The sequence below is a fragment of the Pantoea sp. NSTU24 genome (assembly GCF_050157905.1).
Lineage (GTDB): Bacteria > Pseudomonadota > Gammaproteobacteria > Enterobacterales > Enterobacteriaceae > Pantoea.
On sequence record NZ_JBKIWZ010000001.1, the window covers coordinates 2,073,116 to 2,099,818 of the forward strand.

At 59.5% G+C, this 26,703-nt stretch carries 26 protein-coding genes and 1 pseudogene; 8 read left to right on the forward strand and 19 right to left on the reverse strand.

Features of this window, described 5'->3' with window-relative positions; translation table 11 throughout:
- Nucleotides 1–23 precede the first annotated feature (23 nt).
- The 9 genes from cvpA to ACLHDD_RS09785 all read right to left on the reverse strand — a co-directional run bounded on the left by cvpA (nt 24) and on the right by ACLHDD_RS09785 (nt 8,622).
- Complete coding sequence (gene cvpA / locus ACLHDD_RS09745; protein WP_111140455.1) at nt 24–509, reverse strand: colicin V production protein; 486 nt, start codon at nt 507–509, stop codon at nt 24–26.
- Nucleotides 510–773: 264 nt separating this feature from the next.
- Nucleotides 774–1,565, reverse strand: coding sequence for a cell division protein DedD (dedD, locus tag ACLHDD_RS09750; RefSeq protein ID WP_427103956.1), 792 nt, complete (start codon nt 1,563–1,565; stop codon nt 774–776).
- A complete protein-coding gene (gene folC, locus ACLHDD_RS09755; RefSeq protein ID WP_427103957.1) occupies nt 1,555–2,823 on the reverse strand; it encodes a bifunctional tetrahydrofolate synthase/dihydrofolate synthase in 1,269 nt (422 codons plus the stop codon). The genes dedD and folC overlap by 11 nt, the downstream gene beginning before the upstream one ends.
- A 94-nt stretch (nt 2,824–2,917) precedes the next feature.
- Entirely contained in the window at nt 2,918–3,832 is a 915-nt protein-coding gene (accD, locus tag ACLHDD_RS09760) for an acetyl-CoA carboxylase, carboxyltransferase subunit beta (protein WP_427103958.1), read from the reverse strand.
- Nucleotides 3,833–3,976: 144 nt separating this feature from the next.
- Entirely contained in the window at nt 3,977–4,639 is a 663-nt protein-coding gene (locus ACLHDD_RS09765; RefSeq protein WP_427103959.1) for a DedA family protein, read from the reverse strand.
- Between the two features lie 29 nt (nt 4,640–4,668).
- A complete protein-coding gene (gene truA / locus ACLHDD_RS09770) occupies nt 4,669–5,472 on the reverse strand; it encodes a tRNA pseudouridine(38-40) synthase TruA (RefSeq protein WP_427103960.1) in 804 nt (267 codons plus the stop codon).
- A 2-nt stretch (nt 5,473–5,474) separates the two neighbouring features.
- Nucleotides 5,475–6,482: an aspartate-semialdehyde dehydrogenase gene (locus ACLHDD_RS09775; RefSeq protein WP_427103961.1), complete on the reverse strand. Its 1,008-nt coding sequence runs from the start codon at nt 6,480–6,482 to the stop codon at nt 5,475–5,477.
- Nucleotides 6,483–6,652: 170 nt separating this feature from the next.
- Entirely contained in the window at nt 6,653–7,786 is a 1,134-nt protein-coding gene (gene pdxB / locus ACLHDD_RS09780) for a 4-phosphoerythronate dehydrogenase PdxB (protein ID WP_427103962.1), read from the reverse strand.
- Between the two features lie 56 nt (nt 7,787–7,842).
- Complete coding sequence (locus ACLHDD_RS09785) at nt 7,843–8,622, reverse strand: AraC family transcriptional regulator (protein WP_427103963.1); 780 nt, start codon at nt 8,620–8,622, stop codon at nt 7,843–7,845.
- Nucleotides 8,623–8,719: 97 nt separating this feature from the next.
- Between ACLHDD_RS09785 and ACLHDD_RS09790 the strand changes: the two are divergent.
- Nucleotides 8,720–9,618, forward strand: a pseudogene (locus tag ACLHDD_RS09790) (DMT family transporter).
- Here the strand turns inward: ACLHDD_RS09790 and ACLHDD_RS09795 are convergent.
- Both ACLHDD_RS09795 and tctD read right to left on the reverse strand, forming a co-directional pair.
- Entirely contained in the window at nt 9,581–10,987 is a 1,407-nt protein-coding gene (locus ACLHDD_RS09795) for a sensor histidine kinase (RefSeq protein WP_427103964.1), read from the reverse strand. The pseudogene ACLHDD_RS09790 and the gene ACLHDD_RS09795 overlap by 38 nt on opposite strands.
- A complete protein-coding gene (gene tctD, locus ACLHDD_RS09800; protein ID WP_427103965.1) occupies nt 10,978–11,649 on the reverse strand; it encodes a transcriptional regulator TctD in 672 nt (223 codons plus the stop codon). Before tctD ends, ACLHDD_RS09795 begins: the two co-directional genes overlap by 10 nt.
- Nucleotides 11,650–11,781: 132 nt before the next feature.
- Between tctD and ACLHDD_RS09805 the strand changes: the two genes are divergently transcribed.
- The 4 genes from ACLHDD_RS09805 to flk all read left to right on the forward strand — a co-directional run bounded on the left by ACLHDD_RS09805 (nt 11,782) and on the right by flk (nt 15,871).
- On the forward strand, nt 11,782–12,750 hold the full coding sequence (locus ACLHDD_RS09805; RefSeq protein ID WP_427105193.1) for a Bug family tripartite tricarboxylate transporter substrate binding protein: 969 nt from the start codon (nt 11,782–11,784) through the stop codon (nt 12,748–12,750).
- Between the two features lie 12 nt (nt 12,751–12,762).
- Nucleotides 12,763–13,194, forward strand: coding sequence for a tripartite tricarboxylate transporter TctB family protein (locus tag ACLHDD_RS09810; RefSeq protein ID WP_427103966.1), 432 nt, complete (start codon nt 12,763–12,765; stop codon nt 13,192–13,194).
- 10 nt (nt 13,195–13,204) lie between these two features.
- Entirely contained in the window at nt 13,205–14,710 is a 1,506-nt protein-coding gene (locus tag ACLHDD_RS09815) for a tripartite tricarboxylate transporter permease (RefSeq protein WP_427103967.1), read from the forward strand.
- A 111-nt stretch (nt 14,711–14,821) separates the two neighbouring features.
- On the forward strand, nt 14,822–15,871 hold the full coding sequence (gene flk, locus ACLHDD_RS09820) for a flagella biosynthesis regulator Flk (RefSeq protein WP_427103968.1): 1,050 nt from the start codon (nt 14,822–14,824) through the stop codon (nt 15,869–15,871).
- A gap of 1 nt (nt 15,872) precedes the next feature.
- Here flk and ACLHDD_RS09825 read toward each other — a convergent pair whose 3' ends face one another.
- Nucleotides 15,873–16,316, reverse strand: coding sequence for a rhodanese-like domain-containing protein (locus tag ACLHDD_RS09825; RefSeq protein ID WP_427103969.1), 444 nt, complete (start codon nt 16,314–16,316; stop codon nt 15,873–15,875).
- Between the two features lie 87 nt (nt 16,317–16,403).
- On the opposite strand from ACLHDD_RS09825, the gene ACLHDD_RS09830 reads away from it, so the two are divergent.
- The gene (locus ACLHDD_RS09830) at nt 16,404–17,840 is read left to right on the forward strand and encodes a PLP-dependent aminotransferase family protein (RefSeq protein ID WP_427103970.1); all 1,437 of its coding nucleotides are present in this window, start codon (nt 16,404–16,406) and stop codon (nt 17,838–17,840) included.
- 133 nt (nt 17,841–17,973) lie between these two features.
- Here the strand turns inward: ACLHDD_RS09830 and fabB are convergent, their stop codons facing one another.
- Nucleotides 17,974–19,194, reverse strand: a complete 1,221-nt coding sequence (fabB, locus tag ACLHDD_RS09835) for a beta-ketoacyl-ACP synthase I (protein WP_111140438.1) — start codon at nt 19,192–19,194, stop codon at nt 17,974–17,976.
- 154 nt (nt 19,195–19,348) lie between these two features.
- Between fabB and mnmC the strand changes: the two genes are divergently transcribed.
- Complete coding sequence (gene mnmC, locus ACLHDD_RS09840) at nt 19,349–21,355, forward strand: bifunctional tRNA (5-methylaminomethyl-2-thiouridine)(34)-methyltransferase MnmD/FAD-dependent 5-carboxymethylaminomethyl-2-thiouridine(34) oxidoreductase MnmC (RefSeq protein WP_427103971.1); 2,007 nt, start codon at nt 19,349–19,351, stop codon at nt 21,353–21,355.
- 35 nt (nt 21,356–21,390) lie between these two features.
- On the opposite strand, the gene ACLHDD_RS09845 is transcribed toward mnmC, so the two are convergent.
- From ACLHDD_RS09845 to prmB, 6 genes are read right to left on the reverse strand one after another with little or no spacing between them, the layout of a single operon-like run.
- On the reverse strand, nt 21,391–21,675 hold the full coding sequence (locus ACLHDD_RS09845) for a YfcL family protein (RefSeq protein WP_427103972.1): 285 nt from the start codon (nt 21,673–21,675) through the stop codon (nt 21,391–21,393).
- 32 nt (nt 21,676–21,707) lie between these two features.
- Entirely contained in the window at nt 21,708–22,253 is a 546-nt protein-coding gene (locus ACLHDD_RS09850) for an elongation factor P hydroxylase (RefSeq protein WP_427103973.1), read from the reverse strand.
- Nucleotides 22,254–22,272: 19 nt separating this feature from the next.
- Nucleotides 22,273–23,076 (reverse strand): sulfite exporter TauE/SafE family protein, encoded by an 804-nt coding sequence (locus ACLHDD_RS09855; protein WP_427103974.1) that lies wholly within the window; start codon nt 23,074–23,076, stop codon nt 22,273–22,275.
- 8 nt (nt 23,077–23,084) lie between these two features.
- A complete protein-coding gene (mepA, locus tag ACLHDD_RS09860) occupies nt 23,085–23,909 on the reverse strand; it encodes a penicillin-insensitive murein endopeptidase (RefSeq protein WP_427103975.1) in 825 nt (274 codons plus the stop codon).
- Nucleotides 23,910–23,913: 4 nt separating this feature from the next.
- Complete coding sequence (aroC, locus tag ACLHDD_RS09865) at nt 23,914–24,999, reverse strand: chorismate synthase (RefSeq protein WP_427103976.1); 1,086 nt, start codon at nt 24,997–24,999, stop codon at nt 23,914–23,916.
- Between the two features lie 45 nt (nt 25,000–25,044).
- Nucleotides 25,045–25,977: a 50S ribosomal protein L3 N(5)-glutamine methyltransferase gene (gene prmB, locus ACLHDD_RS09870; RefSeq protein WP_136198656.1), complete on the reverse strand. Its 933-nt coding sequence runs from the start codon at nt 25,975–25,977 to the stop codon at nt 25,045–25,047.
- A gap of 159 nt (nt 25,978–26,136) precedes the next feature.
- Here prmB and smrB point away from each other — a divergent pair, with 159 nt between their 5' ends.
- A complete protein-coding gene (gene smrB, locus ACLHDD_RS09875) occupies nt 26,137–26,685 on the forward strand; it encodes an endonuclease SmrB (protein ID WP_427103977.1) in 549 nt (182 codons plus the stop codon).
- Nucleotides 26,686–26,703 lie beyond the last annotated feature (18 nt).

Sequence of the window (26,703 nt, forward strand, 5' to 3'; positions counted from 1 at the left end):
ATTAAGCCGCACTCCCGGTCACATCACCGGGGTAAAAAACTCGACGTGCTTTTCAGGTAATCAAAAAACCACCTGATGATATAACTGAACTCGGGAATGAGTTGGGACTGCTGCCAGTCCGGACTTCTGGAAAAGCCAGTGAATGTATCAAGGAAGAACAGCAAAGCGGCTACGATCAGCACACCCCGCAACGCCCCGAAACAGACGCCCAACACCCGGTCGGTTCCCGACAGGCCGGTTTTTTCCACCAGCGAGCCGATAACGTAGTTCACGATAGCCCCCACAATCAGGGTAGCCACAAACAGCACACCGATGGCAATACCGTTACGAACCAGTTCGTCGTCAAAACCTGTAAACCAGACTGCAAGGTAGGCGTAGTAATGACTGGCGACAAAAAACGCACATCCCCAGGTAACGAGAGATAAGGCTTCCCGGACAAACCCGCGAACCAGGCTGACCAGAGCCGAAAAACCAACTACCGCAATAATGACGTAATCAATCCAGATCATGAACTTTTCCAGCGCCAGTGCAATTGCACCCCTGCATCCAGTTCGGGGCGCATTCTAACAGAAAAAGAAAACGTTTGCGTAGCGGTTTTCTTTTTCTGCATCCATAAAAAGGGCGATGAAAAAAAAGACCCTCGCCCGGTTGATTTTCAGCCAGACAGTCCGTTGAAAATCTTCATATTTTCAGACCAGATACCAGCTTAACTGGTGAATCTGGCGGCGCAAAGACGCTGCCTGTTATTGCTATCGGCAGCGTCGATGAACGCGTTAACGAGCGCTGTACGGCTTCACGACGCCGCCCAGCCCTGAGAGGCTTTTCAGCTCGCCCACCGCGCTCTGCATTTTGGCTTTCGAGGCATCCGGTCCCACGTAAATGCGGGTGATCTGACCCTGTACCGGCGTCGAAGGCACGGTAAAGGCGCGGTAGCCTGACAGCCGCAGCTGCGCGACGATCTCATTGACTTTGCTGGCGTTCTTCAGCGCACCCAGCTGTACGACGTAAGCCTGTCCAGCCGGGGCGGTGCTCTCTGCGGCTTTCGGCGACTCTTCCTGCTTCGGCTGATCCTGCTTCGGCTGTTCCACCGCTTTTGGCTGCTCAACCGGCTTCGGTTTAGGCTGTTCCACCGTTTTTGGCTTCTGCTGCTCGACCGTTTTCGGCTTCGTCTGCTCGGTCACTTTGGGCTTGCGGGTTTCTTCCGCTTTCGGCTTCGTCACCGTCTGAGCAGGCACAGACTGATGCACCGGCGGCGGCGACACGACGGCCGGCTCGCTCTCTTCCTCAGGCTGCGTCCGCCCCTGCGCCGCCGTGGTACTGGCTGCGCCGCTGCTGTTGCTGACAGCACTGCCCGCACCTTCCGGTGGCTGAGCCGGTAAAGACTGCGTTACCGGCGGCACCATCTCGCTGTCCTGCTGATCGTCGGGTTTCGGCACCAGTGGAATGGCGGCGAACTCCTCTTTGTAATGCTTTTTCTGACCATCCAGTAGCCCCGGCAGTACAATCACGCCCACGGCGACCAGAATAACGGTACCGACTAAACGGTTCTGAAACTTACTTGCCACGTCCTTTCTCCGTTTCAATCGATTCCATGACCTGTGCCACAGTGTGGAATGAACCACAGACCAGCACGATATCCTGCGGCGCAGCACGCTGCCGCGCCTGCTGCCAGGCAAGCTCAACCGAGCCGAACGCCTCGCCCTGCGGCAGCGCGTCCAGCAGTTGCTCAGCACTGGCGCCGCGTGGCCCCGTCAGCGGCGCGCAATACCAGGCATCGACGACCGGCGCCAGCGCGGCCAGCGTTCCGGCGATGTCTTTATCATGCAGCATACCCACAACGGCGTGCACCTTGCCGCGTTTCGGCAGGGCCGCCAGCCGTGACGCCAGATAGGTCGCCGCGTGCGGATTGTGAGCGACATCCAGAATCACGCGTGGTGACTCGCTGAGGGTCTGAAACCGTCCTGGCAGCATCGCCAGTGGCAGGCTGGCGCGGATCTGCGCCTCACTGAGCGCAAGGCCAGAAACCCGCAGCGCCGCCAGCGCTGTAGCCGCATTCGGCAACGGCACCTGCGGCAGCGGCAGATCGTTCAGCTCACCATGCGCATCGCGCAGCGACCAGCTCTCCGTCTGCGCATGCCAGGACCAGTCCACATCACGCTGTAACAGCTGCGCGCCTTTTTCCTGCGCGACGCGGGCAATGCTCTGCGGCATTTCGGCTTCGCCAACCACAGCAGGCTTTCCGGCGCGGAAGACACCGGCTTTCTCTCGTCCGATGCTTTCGCGATCCGGGCCAAGCCAGTCAGTGTGATCCAGCGCGATGCTGGTGATGACGGCGACATCAGCGTCCACAATATTGGTGGCATCCAGCCGTCCGCCCAGACCGACTTCCAGGATCACCACATCGAGCTGCGCCTGGCGGAACAGGTTCAGCGCCGAGAGCGTGCCAAATTCAAAGTAGGTCAGCGAAATATCTGCCCGTCCGGCCTCGATTTCCGCGAAGCTGGCGCAGTGCTGCGCCTCACTCAGTTCCTGACCCTGCACCCGGACGCGTTCGGTGTAGCGCACCAGATGGGGCGAACTGTAGACGCCCACGCGATAGCCTGCGGCGATTAGTAGCGTTTCCAGCGTGCGACAGGTCGTGCCTTTGCCGTTGGTTCCGGCTACGGTAAAGACAAAAGGAGCGGGTTTGAGCAGGTCGAGACGAAGTGCTACCTGACGAATACGGTCCAGACCCAGTTCGATGGCCTGAGTATGCAGGTGCTCAAGATAATAAAGCCACGTGGCCAAAGGCGACGTGGCTTGAGGAAGGTGAAGATTGTCCATATGTCCCGTTTTGCTTATTGATACCCGCCAGACGGATGCTGCGGTATACGGTGCATTGGTAAGAGGCACGACGGGCGTGCCTCTCTATCTCCTGTCAGGCCTCGTTGCTTTCCGATTCAGTCGTCGCAGGAACGGACTGTTCACCGTCATGCAGCGGTGCCGGCAGGTTCATCATTTTGGCCAGCAGGCTCGCCAGTTTATAGCGCATTTCCGGACGGCGAATGATCATGTCGATCGCGCCCTTCTCAATCAGGAACTCACTGCGCTGGAAGCCCGGCGGCAGTTTTTCACGCACGGTCTGTTCAATAACGCGTGGACCGGCAAAGCCGATCAGCGCTTTCGGTTCCGCGACGTTGAGGTCGCCCAGCATCGCAAAACTGGCGGAGACGCCGCCCATGGTCGGGTCAGTCAGCACAGAAATGTAAGGCAGACCGCGTTCCTGCATTTTTGCCAGCGCCGCACTGGTTTTCGCCATCTGCATCAGCGACATCAGCGCTTCCTGCATACGGGCACCCCCACTGGCGGAGAAGCAGATCAGCGGGCAGTTATCTTCCAGCGCCTGCTCAACGGCACGGACGAAACGTGCACCCACGACAGAGCCCATGGAACCGCCCATAAAGGCAAATTCAAAGGCGGCCGTCACAACCGGCATGCCGTGCAGCTGACCTTTCATTACGATCAATGCATCTTTTTCGCCGGTGTCTTTCTGGGCGGCGACCAGACGATCTTTATACTTCTTGGAATCGCGGAACTTGAGCAGATCTTTAGGCTCGAGTTCACTGCCAAGCTCAACCAGGGTGCCCTGATCGAGGAAACTGCCAAGGCGCTCACGGGCATGCATACGCATGTGGTGGTCACACTTCGGGCAGACCTCAAGATTGCGCTCCAGTTCAGCGCGGTAAAGCACCTGTCCACAGCTGTCACACTTCGTCCACACCCCTTCCGGGATGCTAGCTTTGCGCGCAGGCGTTGTGGTGCTCTTATTAAGAATGCGTTCAATCCAGCTCATTGATGACCTTTCTGTTAAAAACTGACCTGGTCCAGTCGTCTTGATACTGCTGAAAACCGCTTCAGCAGACGGTAAATGTCGCTCATTAAACCACAACCTGTTCAGACTGTGGATAAAAATCTGGTCTTACCCCTGAGCGAAACCTCAGGGCTGCTTCTGCTGCTTCGCCTGACGGCGATGACGCCAGACTTCGATCACACCCGGCAGAATCGAGACCAGGATAATGCCCACAATCAGCAGCTTCAGGTTTTCCTGTACCACCGGCAGATCACCAAACAGGTAGCCGGCATACGAGAACAGCAGCACCCACAGCAGTGCACCCGAGACGTTAAACAGCGCGAAGTGGCGATAGGACATGTGGCCCATTCCGGCCACAAACGGTGCAAAGGTCCGGACAATCGGTACAAAACGCGCCAGGATAATGGTTTTTCCACCGTGACGGGCATAAAACGCGTGGGTTTTATCCAGATAGCTGCGACGGAAAATCTTCGAGTCCGGGTTACTGAACAACCGCTCGCCAAAGAGACGGCCAATGGTGTAGTTCACCGCATCGCCCAGCACAGCCGCCACCACCAGCAATGTCACCATCAGATGCACATTAAGATCGTTCCCCGGCAGCGCCGCCAGCGCGCCTGCCACAAACAGCAGCGAATCACCTGGCAGAAACGGCGTGACAACCAGCCCGGTTTCGCAGAACAGAATCAGGAACAAAATAGCGTAAATCCACACACCGTACTGTGCAACCAGTTCGGCAAGATGCACATCAATGTGCAAAATAAAATCAACCAGAAAATGGAGAAACTCCATAGGGCGCCCTTTAAAGTCCTGAAAGTGAATTAATCCGCGAGGAACAACGGTCCCATCGGCGGCTGTGGTAACGCAAAGTGCGATGGATAATCCACCGCTACCAGATACAACCCTTCTGCCCGGGCGGTGGCGGCGGCTAATGTCCGATCCTTCGCCGCCAGCAGCGTTGCCATCCATGACTCCGGCTGATTGCCGCAGCCTATCTCCATCAGGCTGCCCACGATATTGCGCACCATGTGATGCACAAAGGCGTTGGCCTTGATATCCACAATGACGTAAGCGCCCTGGCGCGTCACGTTAAGGTGGATCACGTTGCGCCACGGCGTGCGTGACTGACACTGCACCGCGCGGAACGAGGTGAAATCATTCTCGCCCAGCAGGCACTGCCCGGCGCGATGCATTTTCTCCGCATCCAGGGGGTGGTAAAAGTGCGTCACTCCCTTCGCCAGCACCGCCGGACGCAGGCGCTGATTATAAATCAGGTAGCGATAGCGGCGCGCTGTGGCGCTGAAGCGGGCATGAAACGCGTCCGGCACCGCCTTTACCCAGCGAACCGCAATATCCGACGGCAGATTGGCGTTAACGCCCAGCGTCCAGGCCCCGTCCGGCCGCTGCGAGGTGGTTTCGAAATGCACCACCTGTCCGGTTCCGTGCACGCCCGCATCGGTGCGACCTGCGCAGAAAATGCTGACCGGATGGTCGGCTACTTTCGACAGGGCCCGCTCTACCTTCTCCTGCACGCTGCGGACTTCATTCTGACGCTGCCAGCCATAGTAGTGGCTGCCATCATATTCAATACCGAGCGCCAGCTTGTGCGTCTGACCTTCTGACATGGTTACAGATACTCCTGAACCAGTTTCTCAGCAGTTTTTACCGCCATCAGCGCGCCACCAAAGCGAATGTTGTCCGCCACAGACCAGAACTGCAGCAGCTCCGGGATGCCGTAGTCGTTACGGACGCAGCCGATGCTCAGCTCGCCATTCCCCGAAGCATCCGTCACCGGTGTCGGCACCTCATCCTCTTCGCTCAGACGAATATCTGCCGCCAGTGCCAGCTCAGCACGCGCTTCTTCCGCCGAAAGCGGACGCAGGTTCTCAATGTGGACAATCTGCGCATTACCGTAGAACACCGGTGCCTGCACGCTGCTGACCGCAATCGGTAAGCCGTCGTCCTGCAACACCTTACGCACCTGATCAATCAGACGGCGTTCACTTTCGACGCTGCCTTCGGCATCAGCCTGCTGTGGCATCAGGTTAAAGGCCAGCTGACGACCAAAATGGTGCTCATCGGCCGGAATACCGTTCAGCAGTCGGGCACTTTCACCGGCCAGCGCATCTACGGCCACTTTGCCGTAGCTGGAGACAGAGAGCAGGTTCGTCACCTGCAGACGTCCCAGGCCCGCCGCATCCACCAGCGGTTTGATGGCGGTCAGCAGCTGGCTCACCAGGTTATCGGCCACGCTGATAATGTTGCGGTTGCGGTAATCCGCCAGCACGTGCGGGTTCACATCCGGCACCACCAGCGGCACATCGGGCTCCAGCGCAAACAGCTCACTGCTGTCGATCACCAGACAGCCTGCGTTAGCGGCGTCATCGGCATAGCGCGCCGAGGCGTCACGTCCGGCCACGAAAAAGGCCAGCTGCGCCTGGGACCAGTCGAACGACTCTGCATTTTCGACCCGCAGCGAGCGGCCGTCGACGCGTTTTGTTTCGCCCGCGCTGTTCTCGCTGGCCAGTAAATATAATTCACCAACCGGGAACTGGCGTTCCGCCAGCAGTTCCAGTACAGCGTTCCCTACTGCGCCTGTCGCGCCAAGTAGCGCAATATTCCAGCCGTCAGACATGTTGGTTTACTCCAGACAATGACATAAAAACAGAAGGCGGTGATATTCACCGCCCGGGGATTCAGATTTATCCCCCCTTTAACCCGCCGCCCGATCGGGTGTCAGCACTGCGCACCGCCTCTGTTCCGTTTGATTCCATAAGGAAACGGTTAACCGGCCCGCAGCGGGCATTATTCCGGGGAGAAGCGTGCGTTAAAGCCCAGCTGGCTGAGCATCGCGGCTGTGGCGGCCTCATCACAGTTTACCCGCAGCGATGACCACTCGCGGCGCTCCTGATACTGCTTGCGCAGGCGATCAAACTCACCGGGTTTTGCCGCCACTTTACGCAAGGGGGCATCATCGCGGCGCACATCATACACCAGATGCGCCAGGCGTTTCAGCGTTGGCTGATCGAGCGGGCCATTCAGCGTGATCTCACTGAACTCTGGCACCGGCAGTAAGGTGCTGAGCGGCACCTGCTGCGGCTGACCGATAAAGTCGCACCAGGCTTCGAATACCTGGGTCGTGCCGCGCGCCTTGCCTTCCAGCGTGTAGCCCGCGATATGGGGTGTGGCGATATCGACCTTATCCAGCAGCGCCAGCGAGAGATCCGGCTCCGGCTCCCAGACATCGAGCACTACGCTGAGATCGTGCCGCATCTTTAGCACCTCCAGCAGGGCACCGTTGTCCACCACCGCGCCGCGACAGGCGTTGATCAAAATGGTATTGGGTTTCAGCCCCATCAGCAGTGCCGCGTCGGCCAGATGCCAGCTCCGGTAAGGGCCCTCTTTAAACAGCGGCGTGTGGAACGTCAGAATATCAGCCTGCTCAGCCACGGCGTCCAGCGACAGGAACTCGCCTTCATCACCGCGATCGGCGCGTGGAGGATCGCACAACAGCGTCCGGATGCCCCAGGCTTCTAGCCGTTTTTGCAGCCGCCCGCCAACGTTACCGACGCCGACAATCCCGACGGTACGATCGCGCAGCTGAAAACCATCACGTTCCGCCAGCAGCAGCAGTGCAGAGAAGACATATTCCACCACCGCAATGGCATTACAGCCGGGGGCGGCGGAGAACGCAACACCCGCCCGCTGCAGCCCGGCCTCGTCGACATGATCGGTGCCTGCCGTGGCAGTGCCGACAAATTTCACCGGCGTGCCCGCCAGCAGCGCCTCATTGACCTGGGTGACGGAGCGCACCATCAGCCCCTGAGCGTCGGCCAGCTCTTCTACCGGCAGCGGGCGCCCTGGCACCATAACGACTTCGCCGGTCCGGCTGAACAGCTCACGGGCATAAGGCATATTTTCATCGACCAGAATTTTCACCACGGCTTTCCTGTCAGTTACATGTAAGGGGAATTATTCTGGCACAAAGCGGCGCGTTAGCCTAACCGCGCGCGGTAGCGATCCGGCGTGGTGCCCGCCTGCTGCTGGAACATCACGATCAGCGCCGAGGCGGAGCTGTAGCCCAGTTCCCACGCGATGCTCTGCACGCTTTCGCCCTGCGCCAGCAGCCCGATAGCGCGCAGAAAGCGCAGCCGCTGCCGCCATTCGCCAAACGTCATATTGAGCTGCTGCTGACAGCGCCGGGCCAGCGTCCGCTCGGTGGTGAAGACCCGCGCCGCCCAGCCCGCCAGCGTGGTGTTATCGCCCGGACAGGCCTCCAGTGCCTGTAACACCGGCGCCAGAAACTTGTCTGTAGAAGTAGGCAGATAGCTCTCCTGAACCTGCGCCAGTTGCAGCCGGTCGCGCAGTACCTCGCACAGCCGCCACTGCGCCCTGGTTTCAGGCTGTTCAAGCTGCTGCTCCGCGAAGGTATCCATGATGGCGTGCGCGATTGGATCGACCAGCATCAGGCAGGCGCGCTGCGGCAGCGCGCGGCACAGCGACGCGGCCAGATTGAAGGTCCGCAACTGAGCCTGCCGGTGGTTATAGCTGCTGTGCTGCTGACCCGGCGGGATCCAGACCGGAATATCTGCCGGTGTCAGCAGCCGCTCCCCTTCGACCTGCATCTCCAGCACATGGCTTTTTACCATGATCAGCTGGCCCCAGGCGTGCGTGTGCGGCAGATACTCGGTGCGGGCGTTGGCCTGCTCATAACGCATAAAGTAGCGTAACTGCGGCGCATCCACTGGCGGCTGATAGATAACTTTGAGGCTCATTCTGTCCGCCCGATGGCTAATTTTGTCCGATATTAACTATCTGGATAAATCCGGACAAGCGTACACTGCGCCTCTTTAAGGTATCCGGAGCGTCGGCATGTTCTTTCTTTATCCGCTTGTGGCGGTTGTGATCTGGTCGATCAACGCGATCGTCAGCAAGCTTTCGGCCAGTGCGATTGATCCTTCGGCGATCTCCTTCTATCGCTGGCTGCTGGCGCTGCTGGTGCTGACGCCGTTTGTGCTGCCCGGCGTCTGGCGCACGCGTCAGGTGATTAAACCGCACCTGGGGCGGCTGGCACTGCTCGGCCTGCTGGGCATGGCGCTTTATCAGAGCCTGGCCTATTACGCCGCGCACAGCGTCAGCGCGCTCTTTATGGGGATCATTGGTGCCCTAATCCCGCTGCTTACCGTGCTGCTGAGCGTGGTGATCCTGCGGATTGCGCCGACGCTCGGCATCCTGCTCGGCAGCGTGATCTCTTTTACCGGTCTGGTGTGGCTGGTGAGCGAGGGCAATGTGACACAGTTACTGAGTCAGGGGCTGGGCACGGGAGAACTGATGATGCTGGCCGCCTCAGCCGCCTATGCGCTATATGGCGTGCTGACCCGCCGCTGGGCGCTGCCGCTGCCAATCTGGCACAGTCTTTACGTGCAGATTTTCTTTGGTGTGCTGCTGTTGCTGCCCGGCTTCCTGCTGGCGCCAACGGTCGCACTGAACCTGCATAACCTGCCGCTGGTGCTGTTTGCCGGCCTGTTCGCCTCGATCATCGCGCCCTTTTTGTGGATCCACGGCGTACAGCGGCTGGGTGCCAGCACCACCAGTATCTTTATGAACCTGATCCCGCTGTTTACCGCTCTGATTGCCGTGCTATTTCTGCATGAGCATCTGCACAGCTACCACTGGATTGGGGGGGTCTGACGCTCGCCGGCGTCATCCTGGCGCAGCGGCTGCGAACGCCTCTTACTCGCCGCAAAACGGCTGACCTGCATCGGCAGTAAACCGCACCGTCACCCGCAGTCCGCCCAGCTGCGGGCTGCGATCCAGCTGCAGGGTCGCGCCATGCCAGGCACAGATATCCTGCACCAGCGCCAGGCCGATACCGGCTCCTGACTCCATGCCGACATTGTCCAGCCGCTGAAAAGGCTGTAATGCTTTCAGCTGCTCTGCTCCCCCGATGCCCGGCCCGCTATCCTCAATTTCCACCCCGCCCGCGACCACCCGCGCGGTGACGATGCCGTGACAGGGGGTATATTTGATCGCGTTGTCCAGCAGGTTGGCGCACAGTTCGCCTATCAGCACCCCATCGCCCCTGACCCGGCTGCTCTCTTCCCCTTCGTAGCCCAGATCGATCTGCCGGGTGCGGGCCGCCGTATAGCGGCTGAAACAGGCATCGCGCACGATGGCCGCCAGATCTACCTGTGCCATCGGTTTATCCTCGCCATGACGCGCTTTGATACGGGCCAACTGCAACAGCCGATCGGTCAGGATAATGGTTTCATCCAGCGTATGGCGCATGCCGATCAGGCTCTCCTGCCAGGCTTCGGGACGGTCACTGCTGAGCGCGACGCTGACCTGAGTTTTAAGGATGGTAAGCGGCGTGCGCAGCTGGTGCGCCGCGTCAGCACTGAAACGATCCTGGCGCGCCAGCAGCCCCCGCAGCCGGGCAAGATAGCGGTTAAAGGCGATAATCAGCGGCTGCAGTTCCGACCAGGGCAGCGAGGGAAGTGGCGTCAGTTCGCCGCCGTCGCGCTGCAACACGATGCGCGACAGCCGCCGCAGCGGACGCAAAACCCGGCGCAACATCAGGCCCGCCAGTAGCAATGTCATCAGCACCAGTCCGCTCTGGCTGATCAGCGCGGTCCGCATCAGCCCGCGGGCAAACTCCTGCCGGGAGTGAATGGTTTCGGCCACCAGCACCAGCGCCATGCCGTCCACCCCTGACTCGCTCACCGGCTGCCAGAGCGCGGCAACCCGGATACGTTGCTGGTGATAGCGCCCGTCATAAAAGTGTACCAGCGCCGGATAGGCGGCCGACATTTTACTGGTGATGGGGATTGGCGGCAGATCGTCGTAGCCGGACAAGGTTTTTCCTTCCGGGGAGATCACCTGATAGAAGAGTTGATCGTTCATGTTGCGCTCGAAACTGTCGAGCACGACCCAGGGCACGTCCACCTCCAGATGCTGCCGCCGCACCACCAGCCGCTCCGCCACCGTCCGCGCAGACGCCAGCAGCGAACGATCGTAGGCCTGATTCGCGGCCGCCAGACCGCTCTGATAGTGGGTGTAGACCGAAAGCGCCCAGAGCAACAGCAGCGGCAGGCCAAACCAGGCCAGCAGCTCACCCCGCAGCGAATGCGTCAGCCGCATGGCAGCGTTTCCAGGCTGTAACCCAGCCCACGCAGCGTCACGATCGCCACATCACTGCCCGCCAGTTTTTTCCTTACGCGATGCACGTAAAGCTCGATACTTTCCGGGCTGGCTTCATCCGCCAGGCTGAAGGTCTGCTCATAGAGATACTGGCGTGAGACCGGCCGGCCATGACGCTGCATCAGCGTCGTCAGGATACTCGATTCGCGTGGGGTCAGCGCCAGCGGCCTGTCGGCCAGCAGGAAATAGCCCTCGCTGTCCAGTCTCAGCTGGCCCAGCGACTGATTCTGCGTGGTCGGACTCTGGCTGCGCCGCAGCAGCGCCCGCAACCGCGCTTCCAGCTCATCCAGTTCAAACGGTTTGGTCAGGTAGTCATCCGCACCCAGATTCAGGCCGCGCACCCGATCGTCCAGCGCACTGCGCGCCGTTAACAACAGCACCGGCACGCTTTGTCCCCGTCGCCGCAGCCGTGTCAGCACTTCCAGGCCATCAATTCGTGGCAAGGAGACATCCAGCACGACCAGCGCATAAGCTTCACATTGCAATGCGTGATCGGCCGCCACGCCATCCGCCACCCAGTCAACCGCAAATCCTTTTTGTGCCAGCGCCTTCTGCAGCCAGCGCGCCAGGTCAGCCGTATCTTCCACCAGTAAGAGACGCATATCACATCCTGTTATTAAATCCGGTCCCTGAAAGGTAAATGAAAGGTAGCTGTTTTAACAATTCGGTAACGCTGATGTTTCAGCCGCAATCACACTCTGGATGAACGAATGGAGCCCGCAATGAAAAAATTAATGCCTGCCGCCCTCGCCACTACCCTGCTGACGCTGATGGCGACGCATGCCGTCGCCGCTGACGAGCCGGGCCGCACCGAATGTATTGCGCCCGCGAAACCCGGCGGCGGTTTTGACCTGACCTGTAAACTGCTGCAGGTCACTCTGCAGGAAACCGGCCAGATTAAGACGCCGATGCGCGTTACCTATATGCCTGGCGGCGTGGGCGCGGTCGCCTATAACGCCATTATCGCCCAGCGTCCGGCTGAAGCAGGCACCGTTGTCGCCTTCTCCGGCGGCTCGCTGCTCAACCTCTCTCAGGGCAAATTTGGCCGCTATACCGTTGACGACGTGAAGTGGCTGGCGGCCGTCGGCACGGATTACGGCATGGTGGCGGTGCGTGACGATGCGCCGTGGAAAACGCTGGGTGAGCTGATGGCGGCCATGAAAGAGGATCCTACCAAAGTGGTGGTGGGTGCCGGCGCGTCAATCGGCAGCCAGGACTGGATGAAGACCGCCCTGCTGGCCCGCGAAGCCGGTATCGATCCCCGCAAAATGCGCTATGTCGCCTTTGAGGGTGGCGGTGAGCCGGTAACGGCGCTGCTCGGCAACCATATTCAGGTCGTTTCCGGCGACATGAGTGAAATGGTGCCGCACCTGCAGGGCGGAAAAATGCGGGTACTGGCCGTGATGGCCGATCAGCGTCTGCCGGGTCAGCTGGCGGAAGTACCCACCGCCAAAGAGCAGGGTTTCAACATCGTCTGGCCCGTGATCCGCGGCTACTACCTCGGTCCGAAGGTCAGCGATGCCGATTATCAGTGGTGGGAGGCGGCGTTCAAAAAGATGGTTGAGACGCCGGAGTTCAAAAAGCAGCGCGACCTGCGCGGACTGTTCGAATTTAACCTGACCGGTCAGGCGCTCGACAGCTACGTGAAGAAGCAGGTGGCGGATTACCGTGAACAGGCCAAATCCTTTGGCCTGGCCAAATAACCGGAGCAGATGATGAGCGATCGTATTTTTGCTGCCCTGTGGCTGGCGCTGTGCCTTGGCGGCATGATGGTGGCCTGGCAGATTCAGAGTGAATACAGCTACGAACCGGTGGGGCCGCGTCCGTTCCCGATGGCGATCCTCGGCCTGATGGCTATCTGCGCCGTGCTGATGCTGTTTCGTAAACCGGATGCGATTCAGTGGCCCGCCAGCGGTACGCTGAAACGACTGGCGGCGCTGGCGGTGATGATGGTGCTCTACGGCTGGCTGTTCGAGACGCTGGGCTTTCCCATCTGCACAACGCTGCTGACCTTCGGCATCGGCCTGCTGTTCGGCGCGCGCTGGTGGGCCGCTGCGCTGGCCGGACTGGTGATGGGCACCTCGCTGTTTTATGCATTTGACCGTCTGCTGGAAGTTACGCTTCCGGTCGGCAGCTGGCTGAGTTAAGGAGAGCATCATGGAAACCTGGTCCTTTTTAATGCAGGGCTTTGCCGTCGCCATGACGCCAGAGAATCTGCTGATCGCCCTGATCGGCTGCTTTATCGGCACCATTGTCGGCTTGCTGCCTGGCCTGGGCCCGATTAACGGGGTGGCGATTCTGATGCCGCTGGCGTTTGCACTGCACCTGCCGGCTGAATCAGCGCTGATCCTGCTGGCGACGGTTTATATCGGCTGTGAATATGGCGGACGCATCTCCTCGATTCTGCTCAACGTGCCAGGCGATGCCGGAGCCATCATGACCGCGCTGGATGGCTATCCGATGGCGCAGCAGGGCAAGGCGGGCGTCGCCCTCTCGATTTCAGCAGTCAGCTCATTTATCGGTTCTACCATCGCTATCGTGGGTATCATTCTGTTCGCTCCGCTGCTGGCCAGCTGGTCGCTGGCGTTCGGACCGGCTGAATATTTTGCCCTGATGGTGTTCGCCATCGCCTGCCTGGGCAGCATGATGAGCCACAATCCGCTGAAATCGTTCCTTGCCGCCTTAATCGGCCTGGGCATGGCGACGGTCGGGGTGGATGCGAATACCGGCGTCTACCGTTTTACCTTTGAAAGCGTTCACCTTTCTGATGGCATTCAGTTTGTGGTCGTCGTGATTGGCCTGTTCTCGGTCAGTGAAATTCTGCTGATGCTGGAATCCACCAGCAGCGGTCAGAAAGCGGTGCGGGCAAGCGGCCGCATGATGTTCAACATGAAAGAGGCCGCGATGGCAACCGGAGCCACGCTTCGCGCCTCCTTCCTGGGCTTTTTTGTCGGCGTTCTGCCCGGCGCCGGTGCGACCATCGCCAGCGCCATCGCCTATATGACGGAGAAAAAAATCAGCGGCAGCGATCAGTTCGGCAAAGGCGATATTCGCGGTGTGGCCGCCCCGGAAGCGGCAAACAACGCCTCAGCCTGCGGCTCCTTTATCCCGATGCTGACGCTGGGTATCCCTGGCTCCGGCACCACTGCAGTGATGGTCGGCGCCTTAACGCTCTATAACATTACGCCAGGCCCGGCGATGTTTGTTGAGCAGCCGGATATCGTCTGGGGTCTGATTGCGGCACTGCTGATTGGTAACGTCATGCTGCTGGTAATGAACATCCCGATGATCAACGTTTTCGCCCGTATGCTGAGCATTCCGCTCTGGTTCCTGGTGCCGGCCATCGCCGCCATTTCCGCCGTGGGCGTTTACGCCGTGCACAGCACCACCTTCGATCTGCTACTGATGGTCGGTCTGGGGATATTTGGTTATATCCTGCGCAAAATGGATTTTCCGATGTCGCCGCTGATTCTGGGCTTTGTGCTGGGCGAAATGCTGGAACAGAACCTGCGCCGCGCCCTGTCAATCAGCAATGGCAATCTGGTGATCCTGTGGGAAAGCCTGATTTGCAAAGTCCTGCTGGTGCTGGCGATTGCGGTCCTGCTTGTTCCGCCACTCTGGAAACGCTGGCGTCGTCACCGCCTTAAGCTGGCGGAAGAGTAAATCTCGTATCAAACCGCTGTCCCCCGTGTGATTTCACGGGGGCTTTTGCTATCATGGCCTATTCTTTTTCCGGCGCACCCCACGCTGTTCTGTTTTTCCAAGGAATCCGCCATGCAACCTCTCAGCGGCCCCGGTGTGCCGGTCGGCGATCGTTCATCTGTCAATCCGCAAACCGGCGCTTCGCGTCACGGTTCGGTGGCCGGTGAGCAGCCGCTATCTCCTGCCCAGCGCACGACGTTAGAACGTCTGATCGTGCGTATCTCCTCGCTCAGCAATCTTAAAGCGCCTGAACTCTGGGCGGGCGTACGGCATGAAGTCGGTGTAAAAAGTGAAGCTGAGTTGCAGTCACGCCATTTTCCTTTGGCAGAACAGTACCTTAACAGTCGCCTGACCCAGGCGCAGAACGGGCATGGTACGCGTCAGCTGATGACCCAGCTCACTGAGCTGCTGCCAAAAGGCAATAATCGGCAGGCGGTCAGTGATTTTATCCGGCAGCAGTTTGGTCAGACCGTGCTGAGTGCACTGAGTCAGGATCAGCTGCACCAGGTGCTGACCATGCTGCAGAACGGGCAGATGACGATCCCGCAGCCGCAACAGACCCGCGTCAGCGATCGCACCCTGCTGCCTGCCGAGCACCATACGCTGAATCAGCAGGTAATTCGTCTGGCCGCCGCGACGGGTGAATCAACAGGCAAGCTGTGGGCGGCGGCCCTGAAGCTGGTGAATCTGACCAGTGGCGATCCAATCCCGTCGCGTCACTTCCCGCTGCTGACCCAGTATCTGCAGGTCCGTCAGACGCTGAGTCAGCACAGTGCGCCGACACTGCAGCTGCTGGAAGCGTCTCTGAAACAGCCGCTGGATAAGCAGGAGCAGAGTCAGCTGGAGGAGTACAGCCAGCAGCGTTTCCAGGCGACGCCACAGACCGTGCTTACCGTGACTCAGACGCAGGATCTGCTTAACTTCCTGTTCAGCCGTCGCGCCGAGCGGGCAGAGAAACAGCATGAACAGCTGCTGCCGCCCAGCGAAATCAAGCCGCAGCCGATCTGGTCGCCGTTTGTCGCCTCGCTGCCCGCGGGTCTGCAACCCCTGGCGCAGCGTCCCCTGCTGGGCCTGTTTGTCGCGCTGTTAGTCCTCTTTCTGCTCTTCTGGCTGGTGCTCTGAGTCAGCAGCCACAGAATGCCCCCGGCCCGGAAACGGGCCATTCGCCCGCCGCCTCCCCCCACGTCAGCGGATGACCGTCCCGTTTCCAGAAATCCAGTCCGCCAATCAGCTCCTTGACCTGAAATCCCAGCGAAGCCAGCTTCAGAGCCGCTTTCGTCGAGCCGTTGCAACCGATGCCGTCGCAATAGGTGACATAAACTTTGCTGCGGTCAAGCCGGGCCGTGGTTTCCGCGTTCATCCCGCGATGCGGAAAGTTAATCGCACCGCAGATGTGCCCGGCGCGATAGGCATCCGGGGCACGTGCGTCAACTACCACAATATCGGTAAGCTGCTGCCCCAGGTCTTCCGCCAGATCCCAGGCGTCGGTGTACCAGGCAAGTTTTGCCTGTAAATACGCAAGGCTTTGCTGCGGCGTAGCGGCCGCAACGCGTAACACTGATGACATCGCAATTCTCCTGTTGTAGTGAACGGGCAGTTTACGGCAAATTGGACTGCTTACTGATACCCATTCTTCATCAGGCATAAGACCGATATGACCTCTCCGCTGTTACAGCTTTTTCAGCATCAGGCGAGCGGCGGCGTACGTGAACGCCTCTGCGCCACGCTACGGCTGGCCATCCACCGTCACCACCTGCACGCCGGGCAGCAGTTACCCTCCAGCCGACAGCTGGCGCAGGACCTGCGGCTCTCCCGCGTCACGGTGGAGGCCGCTTACGGGCAGCTGGAAAGTGAAGGTTATCTGCGACGCGAAACCGGCCGTGGTACCTTTGTTGCCATCACCGTTCCCGCAAGCCCTCCCTCGCCGCCGGGCCCCCCTCAGCCTGCCCGATTTTCGGCGCGGGGCTGGCAGGTACTGGCGACCGGAGGCTGTCAGGATCCCCCTTTTCCCCATGCCTTTGCCGCCGGTTCGCCGGAGTTACGTGCGTTTCCCCACGATCTCTGGCGACGCTTGACCAGCAGCGTACAGCGAACCCTGGGCAGTGCGGCCATGGGATATGGCGACCCGTGCGGCTATCTGCCGCTGCGCAGTGCGCTCGCCGATTATCTCTCGCTCGCCCGGGGCGTCGTGTGCCAGCCAGAGCAGGTGATCATTCTCACCAGTTCACAGCAGGCGCTTCAGCTGCTGGCCATGATGCTGATCGATCCCGGTGACGAGGTATGGATGGAGGAGCCCGGTTATCCCGGTGCCCGCAATGCATTTCTGGCCGCAGGCGCAAAGGTGCGCGGCATTGAGGTGGATGCTGAAGGCGCCCTGCCCGCCAGCGGCAGCGCGAAGCTGATGTATCTGACGCCCTCCCATCATTATCCCACAGGCGTCACGCTGAGCCTGCCACGGCGTCTGGCGTGGCTGGCGTGGGCGCAGCGCCACCAGAGCTGGCTCATCGAGGATGATTATGACAGCGAATTTCATTACGACGAGCGACCCATTCCGGCATTACAGGGGCTGGATCGCTCTCAGCGGGTGATTACGCTGGGCACGTTTTCCAAGTCGCTTTTTCCTTCGTTGCGTCTGGCCTGGATGGTGGTGCCACCTGCGCTGATCACGCCCCTCGGCCAGGCGCGCAGCGTGCTGGACGGACACAGTGCCCTGCTGCCACAGGCAATTACCGCCGCTTTTCTGCAGCAGGGTCATTTTGCCAGCCATCTGCGGCTGATGCGTCAGCTCTATCATAGCCGTCGTGATCTTTTTTTGACGCAGATTACGCAGCGTCTGTCGCCCTGGATCACGCCGCTGGCCAGCGGCGGTGGCCTGCAGGTCACGGTGAAACTTCAGCAGAACGCGCCAACGGCAGAAGCGCGACTCACCGCGCTGGCGGCAAAACGCGGTCTGCTGCTGCCGCGCCTGAGCCCGCTCTATGCCGGGTCCACAGCGCCGCAGGGCTGGATGCTGGGCTTTGCGGCGCTGACGCCGGAGGAGATCATAACGGGGTGCGATAAATTGCGAATGCTGCTGCAGGCGGAGTGTTAAACGAGTGCGAGGAGGGAAATGTCAGACGGATGAGCCTGTACGTCAGATGAAACGTCAATGCAAAAGAGACGCGCCCTACGCCGGGCAAATAAAAAGGGCCGGCAAGCCGGCCCTTCAGAATTCTGACGTAGTTTTACGCCTGATATTTACGCATGGTCAGCGTGGCGTTGGTGCCACCGAAGCCGAAGCTGTTGGACATCACCGTAGTCAGCTCTTTTTCCATCGGCTGCGTGACAATGTTCATGCCTTCTGCCGCCGCGTCGAGTGAACTGATGTTAATGCTTGGCGCGATAAAGCCATGTTCCAGCATCAGCAGTGAGTAAATCGCTTCCTGCACGCCCGCTGCACCCAGAGAGTGACCGGTCATGGCTTTAGTCGCAGAAATGTACGGCGTGTTATCACCGAACACTTCACGAATGGCGCCCAGCTCTTTCACATCGCCCACCGGAGTGGATGTGCCGTGGCTGTTCAGATAGTCGATTGGGGTATCCACACCGTTCATCGCCATCTTCATGCAACGCACAGCGCCTTCGCCTGACGGCGCAACCATGTCTGCACCATCGGAAGTCGCACCGTAACCGACGATTTCGGCATAGATGTGTGCTCCGCGGGCCAGCGCATGCTCCAGCTCTTCAACCACGACCATGCCACCACCACCAGCGATAACAAAGCCGTCGCGCTCGTTATCATAGGTGCGTGACGCTTTTTCTGGAGTGTCGTTGTAGCGGGTTGACAGTGCGCCCATCGCATCGAACTCACAGGCCATTTCCCAGCACAGCTCTTCGCCGCCACCGGCAAAGACGATGTCCTGCTTGCCCAGCTGAATCTGCTCAACGGCATTACCGATACAGTGCGCAGAGGTGGCACAGGCAGAGCTGATTGAGTAGTTTACGCCATGAATTTTAAATGGCGTGGCGAGGCAGGCGGACACACCGGAAGCCATCGCCTTGGTCACGACATAGGGACCGACGGCTTTCAGACCACGCGGGCTACGCATGGCATCCGCACCGAAGACCTGAAAACGTGGAGAGCCGCCGCCTGAGCCTGCAATCAGACCCACACGTGGGTTGCTCTGATACATCTCAGCGCTGAGACCAGAATCTTTAATCGCTTCTTCCATGGAGAGATAAGCATAGATGGACGCATCACTCATAAAACGCACAACTTTGCGATCGATGAGGCCGGTGGTATCTAATTTAACGTTACCCCAGACGTGACTACGCATGCCGGAATCTTTCATCTCTTCAGAAAAGGTGATGCCAGAGCGTCCTTCACGCAGAGATGACAGCACTTCCTGCTGATTATTACCAATACTGGAAACGATCCCTAAGCCAGTAATCACAGCACGTTTCATTCAATCTTCCTCATCCACTTCTTCTTAATTGGGATGCACTCTAGCGTACACTTGTACGCCGAACAAGTCCGATCAGCTATTTCCTTTTGTAAATTTGCGTCATGTCACGTGGGTCGTTAAAATCGCGCCACTGCCTGAAAAACGAGCCTTTGCCGTGAAATTAACCCCGGTTGAACATGCACAGCTGAACTGGAATGAACAGGGTACACCTGTTTCCCGAGCGTTCGGTGACGTTTATTTCTCTAATGACAACGGTCTGGAAGAGACACGCTACGTCTTCCTGGGCGGAAACGGCTTTCCTGAACGTTTTGCTGCGCATCCGCGCGATCTGCTGGTTGTGGCGGAAAGCGGTTTCGGTACTGGCCTCAACTTTCTGACGTTATGGCAGGCGTTCGATGCCTTTGAGCGTGAACAGCCGGATGCTGCCCTCAGGCGTCTGCATTTTATCAGCTTTGAAAAATTCCCTTTAACCCGCGCCGATCTGGCGGCGGCTCATCAGCACTGGCCTGAGCTGGCACAGTGGGCTGACGCGCTGCAGGCGCAGTGGCCTTCTGCCCTGCCTGGCTGTCAGCGGTTACTGTTTGATGGCGGCCGCATCACGCTGGATCTGTGGCTGGGGGATATTAACGCGCTGATGGGGCAGCTGGATGAAAGTCTGCATCGACAGGTAGATGCCTGGTTTCTGGATGGGTTTGCTCCTGCGAAGAACCCCGACATGTGGACGCCAGAGCTGTTTGGCATGATGGCAAGGCTGGCGCGACCGGAGGGGACCTTTGCCACCTTCACCGCCGCCGGTTTTGTGCGGCGCGGGCTGCAGCAGGCCGGTTTTGAGGTCATCCGCCGTAAAGGTTTTGGCCCAAAACGCGAGATGCTGTGCGGCACATTACAGGATGCGCCTTCGCTGCCCAGTCCGCAGCCATGGTATCACCGCCGCGCCGCTGAACAGCGCGAGGTGGCCCTGATCGGCGGCGGCGTGGCCAGTGCTACCCTGGCGCTGGCGCTGCTGCGTCGTGGCTGGCGGGTGACGCTTTACTGTGCCGATGACGCCCCCGCGCTGGGCGCCTCCGGCAATCGTCAGGGGGCGCTCTATCCGCTTCTCAATCAGCACGATCCAGCGCTGGCGACGTTCTTCCCGGCGGCCTTTGGCTTCGCCCGGCGGCTCTATGACCAGCTGAACGTCAGCTTTGAACATGCCTGGAGCGGCGTGCTGCAGCTGGGGTGGGATGAGAAGAGCCGTAAAAAGATCGACCAGATGCTGACCATGGGGCTGCCAGAGACAATAGCCCATCGTGTCGATGTGGCTGAGGCAGAACGGCTGGCGAATGTTAAGCATGGTCACGGCGGTATTTTCTATCCACAGGGTGGCTGGCTCTCACCGGCCGAACTGACCAGCGCGATGCTGGCTTATGGTGAAAGCCAGGGATTGCGCATTCACTGGCTGCACCGTGTCGAGGCGCTGTCGCGCGAGGATGAGCAGTGGACGCTCACCTTCAGCGAACGTCCGGCGGTCCGCCACGCCAGCGTCGTGCTGGCGAACGGTCACGCGATTGCTGACTTTTTCCAGAGCGCCCCGCTGCCAACCTATGCGGTGGCGGGTCAGGTCAGCCATGTTCCCTCCACGCCAGGCCTTGACGCGCTGCAGACGGTGCTCTGTTACGACGGCTATCTGACGCCTGTCAGCCCGCAGTTCGGCACCCACTGCATCGGTGCCAGCTATCGTCGCGGCGAAACGACCACCGACTATCGCGAAGCGGATCAGCAGGAGAACCATCGTCGTCTGGTGCATTGCCTGCCGGATGTCGAATGGGCTGCAGCCGTCGATGTCAGTGAGGGTGATGCGAGAATGGGTGTGCGCTGCGCGTCGCGTGACCATTTGCCAATGGCAGGCAGCGTGCCCGATTATGCGGCGACGCTGGCGCAGTATGCCGATCTGCAGAGTCAGCTGGCCAGGGGCAGTGAGATCGCTGAGGCACCTGACCTGCCCGGCTTGTTTATTACCGGCGCGCTGGGCTCGCGCGGCCTGTGCAGTGCGCCACTGGTGGCCGAAGTGCTGGCCGCCCAGCTGGCGGGCGAACCACAACCACTGGATACTGCGACGCTGGCAGCACTCAATCCGAATCGTTACTGGGTAAGAAAATTACTGAAGGGAAAGGCGGTCTAGCGAACGCAACGGGCGGCACACGCCGCCCGGCACCATCAGGCGGAAAGCTGGCGGGCCTGAACGAACAGGTTATCCCACATACCCACAACCAGAACCTGGTCGCGCGGCGAGAGTTCACCGGCAGCGATGGCATTTTGCAGGCTGCGTGAAACCTGAACCTGCAGCGCTTCCGGGCTATGGTCATCCAGCTGCTCGACCTCCGCGACCGCCAGTGTCAGATGCCCGCGCAGATAACCGCTGGCGAACAGCTCATCGTCGCTGGCGTGATCAACCATGTCGTCAATCAGGGCCAGAATACGCGCTTCAAATTCTGCGATCATCTTAATTCCTCTTTTAATCATGCCTTGCTGCATCACAGATCGTCCGGCCAGGGAAACTGTGACGCGGTTAATGGCGGTCTGCCATAAAATTCCGCCAGGGCGGTAATAAAACGCGCGGGACGCTCAGGGATACCCGACGTCAGATAATGCATCACCTGCACATGCACCTTACGCTGGAACGCAATGCGATCCGGCTCACAATCTCCGTCGAGATTGTCACAACTCACGTTGAAGGGAAAGCCTGCCGCGGTACAAAACATCCACTCCAGCGCCTGCGGCTTCACTTCCACCGCTTCAAACTGGCTCTGCGTCTGTGCATCGCGGCCATCCGGGCAATACCAGTAGCCAAAATCAACCAGCTTACGACGGGCTTCGCCAGCGATGCACCAGTGAGAGATTTCATGCAGGGCGCTGGCGTAAAAGCCGTGGGCGAAGATCACCCGGTTCCACGGCGATGTGTCGTCAGCAGGAAGATAGATCGGTTCATCGTCGCCTTTAATCAGGCGGGTCTGAAAGTCCTCGCTGAAACAGCGATCAAACAGCGCGATCAGCTGTTCATAATGATGAGTCGGGTTCATGACAGGTTCACGTGAAAAGTTACGATTGCAGTGTGGCAAGCCAGGCCATAACGGCGCTGCCGTGGCTGTCCCACAGGAGTTTGATGCTCATGACGGCGGAGACAATCACCACCATCGGACGGATCAGTTTCTGTCCGCGGCTCAGCACCAGGCGTGCGCCCATACGTGCACCACAGAAAGCACCCAGCATCATGACCAGGCCGGTTCCCCAGACGACCTTGCCGCCGAACATAAAGAACAGCAGGCTGCCCACATTGGAGGTGAAATTAAGCACCTTGGCATGGGCGGTCGCTTTGGCGAGGTTATAGCCGCAGAGCGTGACGAACGCCAGCGCATAAAAGGATCCGGCTCCGGGTCCGAAAAATCCGTCGTAGAAGCCCACCGCCCCGCCGCCGACCAGCGCATAGGCCAGGCCATGCAGGCGACGCGTCTGATCCACTTCTCCCAGGCGCGGCATCAGCAGGAACCACAGGCCGATAGCGATTAAGAATAGCGGCAGCATCTGGCGCAGAAAATCAGCCTGCAGCCGCTGGATCAGGATCGCGCCCAGCACCGAACCCAGCAGCGTCATGGCGATGTTCAGCCATTGTTCATTCAGCCTGACCGCCCCGCGCCGGACAAAATAGAGGCTGGCGGAAAAGGAGCCGCCGACCGACTGCAGTTTATTGGTCGCCAGTGCCTGGGCGGGAGAGAGGCCTGCAGCCAGCAGCGAAGGTACGGTCAGTAAACCACCGCCGCCCGCAATGGAATCGATAAAACCAGCGAGCATGGCGATTAAAAACAGCAGCCCGACCAGCAGCGGGCTGACCACAAACCAGTCCATGAAATCCCTTACAGTAGGTGTTTATCCAGCAGGGCCTGACAGGCAGGCGGAAGCGGTGGCGGCTCGCGTTTTACCGGCGCGCCTGAACCCGGCTGCTTCGGCAGGAACCAGCTCTGCAGTTCGGCGCCACAGCCGTCACCCGCAGGTGGTTCAGGCTGCTCTTCACAGCCGGGACTGCCCGCCGGGCAGCGCAGCCGCACATGCATGTGAGCACGGTGAGCGAACCACGGGCGCACTTTCCGCAGCCACGCCCGATCGCTTCCCGCATCAGCACACAGCTGCTTTTTAATCGCCGGATTGACGAAGATGCGTGTAACATCGTCATCTTTCGCCGCCAGTTTGATCAGGCTGTCGATTTCAGGCTGCCAGTGGCGGGCAATCACATTGCGATCGCCCGGCCCCACCAGATCCAGCGGCTGCGGCTTCAGCAGTTGCTGCGCACTCCAGCGGGTTTTCGGCAGCTGCAGCCAGATGTCGACGTCGAGTCCGGTCTGATGACTGGCATGACCGCTGCTGAAGCGGCCGCCTGCGGCCATCCCCATGTCGCCGATCAGCACATTACCCAGCTGCAGGTTATGCACCTGATTACTGAGTCGCTCAATAAACTGAATCAGATCGGGATGACCGAAATAGCGACGCTGATCCTGACGCATCACCTGATAGTGAGGCGAATTCAGCGGCAGCGCCTCGGCACCGACAATACAGCCGTTGGCGAAGCCCCCGATGGACTGCGGTGTGCCGCTGATGGGCTGCTGAATTCGCTGCCACGGCGTCGCCGCCAGGCTGGAGGCGCTGACCAGCAGCGCGCTCAGGATAAGCAGAAGTCTTTTCATCCCATCACCAGCGTGGCACGGTGCTGTTGACGTCACCGTTCTGCGCCCGCTGGCGCAGCAGATGATCCATCAGGACGATCGCCATCATCGCCTCGGCGATCGGCACCGCGCGGATCCCGACGCAGGGATCGTGGCGGCCTTTCGTGATCATCTCCACCTCTTCGCCGTCGCGGGTAATGGTTTTGCCCGGTACGGTGATGCTGGAGGTCGGTTTCATCGCGAGGTTGGCGCTGATAGTCTGGCCGCTGCTGATGCCGCCCAGGATGCCACCCGCGTGGTTACTCTGAAAACCGTCGTGACGGATTTCATCGCGATGCTGGCTGCCGCGCTGGTTCACCACGGCAAACCCGTCACCGATTTCGACGCCTTTCACCGCGTTGATGCTCATCAGTGCATGCGCCAGATCGGCATCCAGACGGTCAAAGACGGGCTCGCCCAGCCCTGGCGGTACGTTATCTGCCATGACCGTCACTTTTGCGCCAATGGAGTCGCCCTCTTTTTTCAGGCCACGCATCAGTTCATCCAGCGCGTCCAGCTTGTCGGCATCCGGGCAGAAGAATGGATTCTGTTCAACGATGCTCCAGTCCTTCAGCTCACAGGCGACATCACCGATCTGCGCCAGATAACCGCGCACCACCACGCCATGCTTCATCTGCAGATACTTTTTGGCAATCGCACCCGCCGCCACGCGCATCGCGGTTTCGCGCGCCGACGAGCGGCCGCCGCCGCGATAGTCGCGCTGTCCATATTTCTGCTCGTAGGTGTAGTCAGCATGGCCCGGACGGAAGAGATCCTTAATGGCACCGTAATCCTGAGACCGCTGATCGGTATTCTCGATCAGCAGACCGATAGAGGTGCCGGTGGTGACCCCTTCAAAAACACCCGACAAAATTTTCACCTGATCCGGCTCGCGACGCTGTGTGGTATAGCGCGACGTGCCAGGACGACGGCGATCGAGATCGTGCTGAATATCGGCTTCCGTCAGCGGAATGCCTGGCGGCACGCCGTCAACGATACAGCCCAGCGCCAGACCGTGGGATTCGCCAAAGGTGGTTACTCGAAAAAATTGCCCGATGCTGTTTCCGGCCATGCTGTTTCCTTGTCAGAGTTCGGCGGGCGAGGCTTCGCCCCACTTTTAGTCTTTGTAAAAAGAGAAATGGTGTTGTGCGTCAACAATCTGCTGGCGCGTCAGCGTAAAGACTCCGTCTCCGCCGTTGTCGAATTCCAGCCAGGTAAACGGCACATCAGGATACTGCTCGATCATGTGAACCATGCTGTTGCCCACTTCGCAGACCAGCACGCCCTGCTCGCTGAGATAGTCTGGCGCACAGGCCAGAATGCGGCGCACCAGCTTCAGGCCGTCGCTGCCGGCGGCCAGACCCAGCTCCGGCTCGTGGCGATATTCGTTGGGCAAATCGTCCATGTCTTCCGCATCCACATAAGGCGGGTTGGTGACAATCAGATCGTATTTCAGCGGTGGCAGTTCGCGGAACAGGTCAGCGCGGATTGGCGTAACCTGGTGAATGAGACCGTGCTCTTCAATGTTCTGCTCGGCCACCGCCAGCGCACCGGTAGAGATATCGACCGCATCGACTTCCGCTTCCGGGAAGGCGTAGGCGCAGGCAATCGCGATACAGCCGCTGCCAGTACACATATCCAGAATATGGCGCGGCGGTGTGCTGACCAGACCGGCAAAGCGGTTCTCAATCAGTTCGCCTATCGGTGAACGCGGCACCAGCACGCGCTCGTCCACAAAGAATTCATGGCCACAGAACCAGGCTTTGTTGGTCAGATAGGCGACAGGAATGCGCTCGTTAACGCGACGGATCACGCGCTCGACGATTAAAAGACGCTCGCTGGCGGTCAGACGCGCGCTGCGCATATCTTCCGGAATATCCAGCGGCAGCCAGAGTGACGGCAGGACCAGTTGAACGGCTTCGTCCCAGGGATTATCTGTGCCATGCCCGTACCAGATTCCGGCAGCGGAAAAGCGGCTGACCGCCCAGCGCAGCATGTCCTGAATAGTGTGCAGTTCGTTCACTGCCTCATCGACGAAAATTTTGTCCACGTAGCCCTCCGCAGGCCTTTTGCTAAATCGGCCAGTAGTGTGCCATGAAGCCAGAGAGAATTCAGCGCAGGGAGGTGAAAAAGCTGACAATTAATCGTGCTTAACGGTAAGGTATCGGCTCTGCTGTGTGACAGCCTTATCTGATATGACTGACCTGCCATGAGTAAAAAAACGCCCTTAAGCCCGGATGATCAGGCGCTGTTTCGCCAGTTAATGACTGGCACACGTCAGTTAAAACAGGACACTTTTGTCCACAAAGCGCCTGCAAAAACGCGCCAGGTGCCGATGAAACGTCTGCTTTCAGAGCAGGCGGACAACAGCCACTACTTCTCGGATGAGTTTCAGCCGCTATTGTCGACCGAAGGTGCAACCCGCTATGTGCGCGCTGACGTCAGCCACTTTGAGCTGAAAAAACTACGTCGTGGCGACTACACGCCGGAGATATTCCTCGACCTGCACGGCCTGACTCAGCAGCAGGCCAAGCAGGAGCTGGGTGCACTGATCGCCGCCTGCCGCCGTGAACATCTGTTCTGCGCCAGCGTCATGACCGGTCATGGAAAACATATTCTGAAGCAGCAGACGCCGCTGTGGCTGGCTCAGCATCCGTGGGTGATGGCCTTTCATCAGGCACCAAAACTCTTCGGTGGCGATGCTGCGCTGCTGGTGTTGATTGAGATTGAGGAGTGGCAACCGCCAGAATTACCCTGAGAACGGGGCCGATGAGGT